This window comes from Mesorhizobium sp. M7A.F.Ca.CA.002.04.1.1 (assembly GCF_004022805.1).
GTDB classification, from domain to species: domain Bacteria; phylum Pseudomonadota; class Alphaproteobacteria; order Rhizobiales; family Rhizobiaceae; genus Mesorhizobium; species Mesorhizobium ciceri.
The window spans coordinates 1-6237 of the sequence record NZ_RZPL01000315.1; the positions used below are offsets into that span (position 1 = coordinate 1).

Consider the following 6237-nt stretch of genomic DNA (forward strand, 5'->3'; position numbering starts at 1 on the left):
GCCATGACGCGCTGATCCAGACGCGCAACCAGCTTCTGGCCCTGGCCGGGCAGAGCAAGGTGCTCGCCAACACAAGGCCCAACGGCCAGGAAGACCAGCCGCAATTCTCGGTCGACATCGACCAGGAGAAGGCCAGCGCGCTTGGCGTCAGCCTGGCCGACATCAACAACACGCTTTCGACCGCCTGGGGCAGCGATTACGTCAACGACTTCATCGATCGCGGGCGGGTGAAACCGGTCTATCTGCAGTCGGACCCGAACTTCCGCATGCAGCCGGAAGATTTGGACAAATGGCAGGTCCGCAACGCCAGCGGCGACATGGTGCCGTTCTCGGCCTTTGCCTCCAGCCACTGGACATTCGGCTCGCCCAGGCTGGAGCGCTACAATGGGTCGGCGGCGGTCGTGATCCAGGGCGCGGCGGCCACGGGCGTCAGCTCGGGTGCCGCCATGGACGAGATCGACAAGCTCGTCGCGCAACTGCCCGCCGGCTATTCGCACGAGTGGACCGGGCTGTCGCACCAGGAGAAGCTTTCCGGCAACCAGGCGCTGTCGCTCTATGCGATCTCGGCGCTGGTCGTGTTCCTGTGCCTGGCCGCACTTTATGAGAGCTGGTCGATCCCGTTCGCGGTCATGCTGTCGGTGCCGATCGGCATCTTCGGCGCGCTGCTGGCGGCCAGCCTGTTCGGCCAGTCCAACGACGTTTATTTCAAGGTCGGCCTTTTGACCACGATCGGTCTCGCCGCCAAGAACGCCATCCTCATCGTCGAGTTCGCCATCGAGCGGCAGGCCGCCGGGATGGGGCTGGTCGAGGCGACGCTGGAGGCGGCGCGACAACGGCTGCGGCCGATCCTGATGACGTCGCTGGCCTTTATCCTCGGTGTGTTGCCGCTGGCGATCGCCAGCGGTGCGGGCTCGGGCGCGCAGAACTCGGTCGGCATCGGCGTGATGGGGGGCATGATCGCGGCGACGGTGATCGGCGTCTTCCTGGTGCCGCTATTGTTCGTCACGGTGCGGCGCATCTTCAAGGGCAGGGCGGCCAAACCAGATACGGGCGAGACGCCGGTGACGGCCACCCAGCAATAAGGAAAACTTCACATGACAGGTTTGGAACGTGGCTCGGTGGCCGCGAGGCGGCTTCTTGCGCCTATGCTCACCGCTGTCCTGCTCGCGGGATGCGTCGTCGGTCCGGATTATCAGACACCGATACTGGCAATGCCGGCGAATTGGAGCGGCCAGAAGCCGACAAAGCCTGCCCAGCCGGCACGACTGTCAAAATGGTGGCAGCGGCTACGCGATCCCGAGCTGAACACGCTTGTCGAGGAAGCGGTTGCCGGCAATCTCGATGTCGCCACCGCCAAGGCAAAAATCCGCGAGGCGCGCGCCAGCTATCGCCAGAGTGCCGGCACATTGCTGCCTTCGGCCGACGGCTCCGGCTCGGCCTCCCGCAACAAGTCGGCCGAGACCACATCAGGCTCTGACGCCACCTACAGCGAGTACCAGGCCGGCTTCGATGCAAGCTGGGAGCTCGACCTGTTCGGCGCCAACCGGAGGGGCGTAGAGGCCGCGCACTACGGGCTGAACGCCTCGCAGGAGGAACTGCGCTCGACGCTTCTCACCCTGGTCGGCGATGTCGCTTCCTATTATACCCAGGCGCGCGGCTACCAGGCCCGCATCGCGCTCGCCCGTCGTCCGGCCGCGTCGCAAAGACAGACCGCCGAACTTACCCGCACCATGGCGCAGGCGGGCACGGCGACCGCCGCCGATGTCGCCAAGGCAATGGGTCAGGCAGCGAGCACCGAAGCCGCCGTTCCGACGCTGGAGGCAAGTTATGCGCAGGCCGTGCATCGTCTCGCGGTGTTGGCCGGCCGGCCGCCTGCCTCGCTCAACGAGCGGCTGAAGCGGGTCGCGCCCATTCCTGCACCGCGCCTGCCGATGCCCACCGGAATTCCCGCCGACCTCCTGCTATCGCGGCCCGATTTGCGCATGGCGGAGCGCCAATATGCGCAATATACCGCCAAGATCGGCCAGGCCGAAGCCGCCCGCTATCCCTCGGTCAGCCTGACGGGAGACATCAGCACGGCGGCGCTGAAGCTTGGCGATCTCGGCAAGAATTCGTCGATCGGCTGGTCGTTCGGGCCGACGCTGAGTGTGCCGCTGTTCAATGCCGGCCAATTGCAGGCGGCCGTCGAGGTCGCCAAGGCGCAACGCGATCAGTATTTCATCGCTTACCGGTCTTCGGTGCTGACGGCGCTCGAGGATGTCGAGAACGCGCTGGTGCTGTTGTCGCAGGAGCGCATCCGGATCGGCAAGCTCGCCTCGTCCGCGAAGTCCTATGGCGAGGCGGCAAGTCTCGAAGGCACGCTCTACAAGGCCGGCGAGACAAGCCTCCTCGACGTGCTCGACGCCCAGCGCTCGCTCTATTCGGCCGAGGACTCGCTGCTGCAAAGCCGCGTCCTGCTGGCGACCAACTACATCGCCCTCAACAAGGCGCTCGGCGGCGGCTGGGATGGCGCGGTCGACAGCGCCAAGCCGGAGATCGTCGACGTCAAGACCGGTCCACGGCTGGCGTCGAAGCCGGCCTCCTGAGGCACTCTCAGGCAGCGGCGTCAATTCGGCAGACACGCCGCCATCGCCGATGCGGGGCGTGAAAATGCGGACTCCATGTTTGGCGATGGCGGGGTGATCGCATCGCTGTTATTGATGGTGCCCACACAGCACAGGCGCCGCAGATGACATCCGATACACAGAAGGCCGAAGCGGTCGGGCAGCTGCTCGAAACGCCGGACCTTGCCAGCGCGCTCGAAAGCGAACAGTTCAAGAAGTTCCTCGACCAGGTGCCGATCGCCATTGCCGTCTCGGACCTGGGTTCGAAGGAGCGTGTCGTCTATGCCAATCCGGAATTCGAGAAACTGTCCGGCCTCAAGGCGGCGATGCTCGCTCGCCAACACTGGGCGGCGCTTTCCGGCACCGGCCTGCACAAGCAGAAGGACCGGCCGCTGTTCGAGGCCGTGGTCGAGGACACTGATTTCATCGGCACGTTCCGGCTGGAGCGGAAGGAAGGCCAACCGACTATCGTCGACGTCTATTCCAACGTCATCGAGGACGACAATGGCAAGGCCTGCTTCCGGCTGGTGGCGCTGGTCGACGTTTCGGCCCATGGCGAAACCGAAGATGCGCGATCGATCGACGAGCGCATCCGTGAGAAGGACACGCTGCTGCGCGAACTGCAGCACCGGGTGAAGAACAATCTGCAGATGATCACCGCGCTGATCCGGATGGAGACGCGCAACGCGGCCGAACCGGACCAGAAGCGTTTCGAGAGGCTGGCGGGGCGCGTCGATGCGCTGGCGATCCTCTACCAGACGCTGTCGGGGGACGATGGCAAGGATGAGGTCGATCTTGGTGTCTATCTCAGCCAGATCGCGTCGGCGGTCATGAACTCGCATGCGGTCGAGGGCATCCGCCTCGACATGAAGGTCGACACCTATCCGGTGTCGATCAATGTCGCCATGCCGACCGGGCTGGTGGTGAACGAACTTTTGACCAATGCGCTCAAACATGCCTTCCAGGGACGTGACGGCGGCACGATCACGCTGCACAGCATCGTTGACGGCGATGGCTGCCGCATCGTGATCGCCGATGACGGCATTGGCCTGCCGGACGGCGAGAGCTGGCCCAAGCGCGGCAAACTCGGCGCGCTGATCGCCCGCTCGCTGACCGAGAATGCCAAGGCGGAGTTCGACGTGACGTCGAGCGCCGGCGAGGGCACGCGGGTGACCATCCTGTTCAAGCGCTCGGCTGCCACCGCCCCTTAGCGCGCGGGAGCCAAGCGGCATAGGTGGCCGTCTCCGCTTGGCTGATCTTCGACCTACTCATGACGGCCTTGCCTTCCCCGCTATCTCCCTTCGCGTCAATGCCCCTACTCCAGCGGCAGGGTAGGGTGAAAGCCAGGTGCATCGATGCCAGTCGCAAGCCGCGCTTTGCCGTGCTTGACAGGCTTAATTAATTTATTAACATTAGAAAATAATAGGGAGGAAGAATGGGCGCGCACCACGGAGCGATCCTGCGAATCCTGCGCGACGACGGTCCGCAGTCGCGCGCCGAACTGGCGCGGCGCACCTCGCTGTCACCCACCGCCCTGACCCATCTGACGGCCCATCTCCTGCGGGAAGGCACCGTGGTCGAGCTCAACCAGGCCACTGCCGGCGATGCACCCGTCGGCCGGCCGGCGATCGGCGTCGCGCTGGTGCCCGACGCCCTGTCCGTGGTTGGCGTGCACATTGGCGCGGGAACGATCGACGCGACCATCACCGACCTCAGGGCCGCCTCGAAAGCCATGGCCTCGCAGCATTTCGACACCGCCACCAGCGAACCCGCCGCGGTGATCGGCATGGTGGTGCGGATCGTCGAGCAATTGATCAAGAAGACCGGCGTCGACCGTTCGCGCCTGATCGGCCTGGGGCTCGGCGTGCCGGGACCGGTGGACACCAAGCGCCGCCGCAACCTGCAGTCGGTCAATTACGACTGGAAGGACGTGCCGTTCGCCGACGAGCTCGAAACGGCGCTGCGCATGCCGGTGGTGGTCGAGCACAATGTCAGCGCGATGGCGCTGGCGGAATCGCGCTACGGCATCGGGCGCGACACGACCGCGCTGCTCTACATCTATCTGCGCACCGGCCTCGGCGCCGGCCTGGTGATCAACGGCATGCCGTTCCGTCCCGGCGGCTACGGGGCCGTCGAGCTCGGCCATGTCCAGGTGGTCGAGGATGGCGAGCGTTGCGCCTGCGGCAATGTGGGCTGCCTGGAGACATTCCTGTCCGAACGCGCGCTGGCCCGCGCCGCCCATATCGACACGCCTCATCCCAGGCGCCTGCTGGCCGCGGTGGAGAAATATCCCGACGTCTGGAACGCGGCGCTCCGGCATCTGACGACGGCCATAGCGACGGCGACCAATTTGCTCAATCCCGATCTGATCGTCTTTGGCGGTCACCTGGCCGAAGCCCCGGAAAGCTTCATCGATCATATAAGGCGGGGCGTTCCGCCACGCGTCCTGCCGCCGATGCGCGACGTGCTGCGGGTCGAGCGGTCGAGCCTCGGTCCTGGTGCCGGCGCCATCGGTGCTGCTGCGGCGGCGCTCGACCATTTTTTCTATTCGGGGGTGTCGCGATGAGCGAAGCGTCGAAGACGACACGCTCCGGCGGCGGCTCGAACGAGGATCGGGGTATCGACTATCGCGGTCTCGCGCTCAATCTCTGCGGTCTCGTCGCCGGCATCGCCATCTGGTGGGTGTTGACGGCGGGCGGCGCGGTGGGCCTGCCGCCACCGCCACAGGTTGCGTCCAGGTTTATCGATCTGATCGCAAACGGGCAGCTCGCCACCGACATCATGTCGAGCCTTGCTCGGGTGATGACCGGCTTTCTCCTCGGCGTCATCCTGGCGATCCCGGTCGGCTTCGTCATGGGCTGGTACAAGGTCGCGCGCTCGCTTATCGAGCCGTATCTGCAGTTCTTCCGCATGATCCCGCCGCTGGCCATCATTCCGCTGGCGATCGTAACGATGGGCATCGACGAGACGCCGAAGATCTTCGTCATCTTCCTGGCCTCCTTCCTGGCCGGCGTCGTCGCCACCTATCAGGGCGTCATCAGCGTCGACAAGACGATGATCAACGCCGCGCGCGTGCTCGGCGCCAAGGACATGACCATCTTCCTGCGCGTCATCATTCCCGCATCGACGCCGTTCATCCTGGTCGGCGTGCGCATCGGCCTCGGCTCGGCCTGGGCGACGCTGGTGGCCGCCGAACTGATCGCCGCGCAGACCGGCCTCGGTTTCCGCATGCAGCAGGCGCAACTCTACTACGACCTGCCGACCATCTTCGTCAGCCTGATCACCATCGGCCTTCTCGGCCTTGCCATGGATCGCATCCTTTTGGTGATCGAGCGCCGGCTGACCGTCTGGCAGGAGCGCGTGTGATGCCGCCCAAGATCGTCTTCGACAAGGTCACGCGCCGGTTCGACCTCAAGGACAATGCCTTCGTCGCGCTTGACCGGCTGTCGCTCGACATCGCCGACGGCGAATTCGTCACCGTCGTCGGTCCGTCCGGCTGCGGTAAGTCGACCGCGCTCAACATCGCGGCCGGCCTGCTGAAGCCGAGCGAGGGCACCGTGCTGGTCGATGGCAAGGCGGTCGAGGGGCCGGGTCCGGAGCGCGGCATGATCTTCCAGCAATACGCGCTGTTTCC

General features: G+C 65.3%; 6 protein-coding genes. All 6 read left to right on the top strand.

Annotated elements, in window-relative coordinates:
* Positions 1-1082, top strand: a 1082-nt coding sequence (locus ENZ75_RS17360) for an efflux RND transporter permease subunit (RefSeq protein ID WP_206617052.1), incomplete at its 5' end; no start/stop codon positions are given.
* A 12-nt stretch (positions 1083-1094) separates the two neighbouring features.
* Positions 1095-2585: an efflux transporter outer membrane subunit gene (locus ENZ75_RS17365; protein ID WP_128278201.1), complete on the top strand. Its 1491-nt coding sequence runs from the start codon at positions 1095-1097 to the stop codon at positions 2583-2585.
* 143 nt (positions 2586-2728) lie between these two features.
* The gene (locus ENZ75_RS17370) at positions 2729-3814 is read left to right on the top strand and encodes a histidine kinase dimerization/phosphoacceptor domain -containing protein (RefSeq protein WP_063168598.1); all 1086 of its coding nucleotides are present in this window, start codon (positions 2729-2731) and stop codon (positions 3812-3814) included.
* A 224-nt stretch (positions 3815-4038) separates the two neighbouring features.
* Positions 4039-5169 (top strand): ROK family transcriptional regulator, encoded by a 1131-nt coding sequence (locus tag ENZ75_RS17375; protein ID WP_027160785.1) that lies wholly within the window; start codon positions 4039-4041, stop codon positions 5167-5169.
* Complete coding sequence (locus ENZ75_RS17380) at positions 5166-5969, top strand: ABC transporter permease (protein WP_082826501.1); 804 nt, start codon at positions 5166-5168, stop codon at positions 5967-5969. The genes ENZ75_RS17375 and ENZ75_RS17380 overlap by 4 nt, the downstream gene beginning before the upstream one ends.
* A partial coding sequence (locus tag ENZ75_RS17385; protein WP_128278202.1) for an ATP-binding cassette domain-containing protein occupies positions 5969-6237 on the top strand: 269 nt, incomplete at its 3' end. The genes ENZ75_RS17380 and ENZ75_RS17385, both read left to right, overlap by 1 nt.

What these genes read in the sequence shown, in the direction of transcription:
- ENZ75_RS17365 (WP_128278201.1), top strand. Translation starts at nt 1,095, where the DNA reads ATGACAGGTTTGGAACGTGGCTCGGTGGCCGCGAGGCGGCTTCTTGCG.
- ENZ75_RS17370 (WP_063168598.1), top strand. Translation starts at nt 2,729, where the DNA reads ATGACATCCGATACACAGAAGGCCGAAGCGGTCGGGCAGCTGCTCGAA.
- ENZ75_RS17375 (WP_027160785.1), top strand. Translation starts at nt 4,039, where the DNA reads ATGGGCGCGCACCACGGAGCGATCCTGCGAATCCTGCGCGACGACGGT.
- ENZ75_RS17380 (WP_082826501.1), top strand. Translation starts at nt 5,166, where the DNA reads ATGAGCGAAGCGTCGAAGACGACACGCTCCGGCGGCGGCTCGAACGAG.